The 1,543-nt window shown below is 32.3% G+C and carries 1 protein-coding gene; it reads left to right on the top strand.

Features of this window, described 5'->3' with window-relative positions; all coding sequences use genetic code 11:
- The first annotated feature begins 55 nt into the window (after nt 1–55).
- A complete protein-coding gene (locus tag BpJC4_RS15745) occupies nt 56–808 on the top strand; it encodes a DeoR/GlpR family DNA-binding transcription regulator (protein WP_151679882.1) in 753 nt (250 codons plus the stop codon).
- Nucleotides 809–1,543: the final 735 nt, after the last annotated feature.

The raw sequence follows: 1,543 nt of genomic DNA, 5'->3' as shown, positions 1-1,543 counted from the left end.
ATAAATGTAAATTGCAATTGAATATCAAAAAATTTACAGTAGTGGGTGTATTTATATGTTAAAACACGAAAGGTATCGCTTGATTTTATCCACACTCGAAGAAAAGAATTCTGTGGAGGTATCCGAACTTGCCAAATCTTTAGATGTTACGGAAATGACAATTCGGAGGGATTTGAAAGCCTTGGAAGATGAGGGACTTTTAGTGCGTGTTCATGGAGGCGCTAAAAAAAAAGATGCTGATTATATAACTGAATTACCGTACACCCAGAAACAAACAATTAATGTTGACAAAAAAAAGCATATTGCCAAATTATGCGCCGAGTTAATAGAAGATAATGATACCATTTTTATTAGTTCTGGAACCACAAACGATTTTATTTTTGATTATTTACAAGCAAAAAATCTGAATATCATTACAACCTCTCTGACTGTATTTAATCGGGCAAAAGATTTTCCAAATACTGAGGTTATTTTAACGGGCGGACGGTACCGCAAAAAAAGCGGGACTTTCGTAGGCTATTTTACCAACAAACTGTTAAGTGAGATAAAAGTAAAAAAAGCTTTTATTGGTACAAATGGAGTCAGCGGTAGAAAAATTACAACTGCCAATGAAGAAGAAGGACACGGTCACCAAATAATCCTTGACAATGCGGTTGAACGGTATATACTAGCTGACAGTACAAAATTCGGTACAGAGGCCTTTTTTACATTTTATGATGTAAAAAATATCACTGCAATAATAACAGATGAAAATATTAACCCACATACAGAAGATTATTATAAGGAAATAGTAAAAATTCTGAAGTGATATAACTAAGTGGGCCTTCCCAAAAGCCAGTTTTACTTTACTGGTATTGGGAAAGACCTGTTATTTTAATTAGAGTTTGCTGAACAAATTACTAGTAAAAATTTAATTCATTCTTTTAAAATTCCAAAGGTAGTTTTTAAGATATTAAAGAGCCATTCAAAATTCACGCACCAGACTATACATGAGAATTGAATGGTAGACTATAAAGCCTAATCGATATGCTCTTGCCTTCAATAAATTTCGTCATGGCATGGAAGACTCTGTTTTGGCAATCTTCCTTAATCTTTATCTTTAATCCTTAAACGGAAGTCACCATTCCACTTAGACAGATGGAGAAAAATCAATAGGCCAAGCTTTTTCGGTTAAAATCCAAATTCCTATGTAGTATTTTTAAATGAATTCATTAGAATAAATAAACTTCACTTTATTTTCCTCCAATTAAACATCTTGACCAGACATTCCTCGATAATACTTGTGCGATTTTCAAACCGAAGTCATCGTTCGCATTCTTTCTGCCCACATTATAATACAGTGATTTGGAAAAAATCCTTTCTTTTCCTTTACATTTTTTTGAAAACATTTTCAAAAAAATCATGTTACATTTAAAACAGAAAGAGATTGAAGCTCCTCATTTTGATTCTATTATATATTTTTTATTTAAAAAATCGTTGAGTTTAACTGGTATGTGTCAAGTTTTTCTCGGCACTGTTTAAATATCGGGTATTCCAAGACACT

Origin of the sequence: Weizmannia acidilactici, from assembly GCF_008974185.1 — a bacterium.
Classification (GTDB): Bacteria; Bacillota; Bacilli; order Bacillales; family Bacillaceae_C; genus Weizmannia; species Weizmannia acidilactici.
Note: the sequence above shows the minus strand (reverse complement) of the source record. Positions and strands in the feature narration are given on the sequence as shown.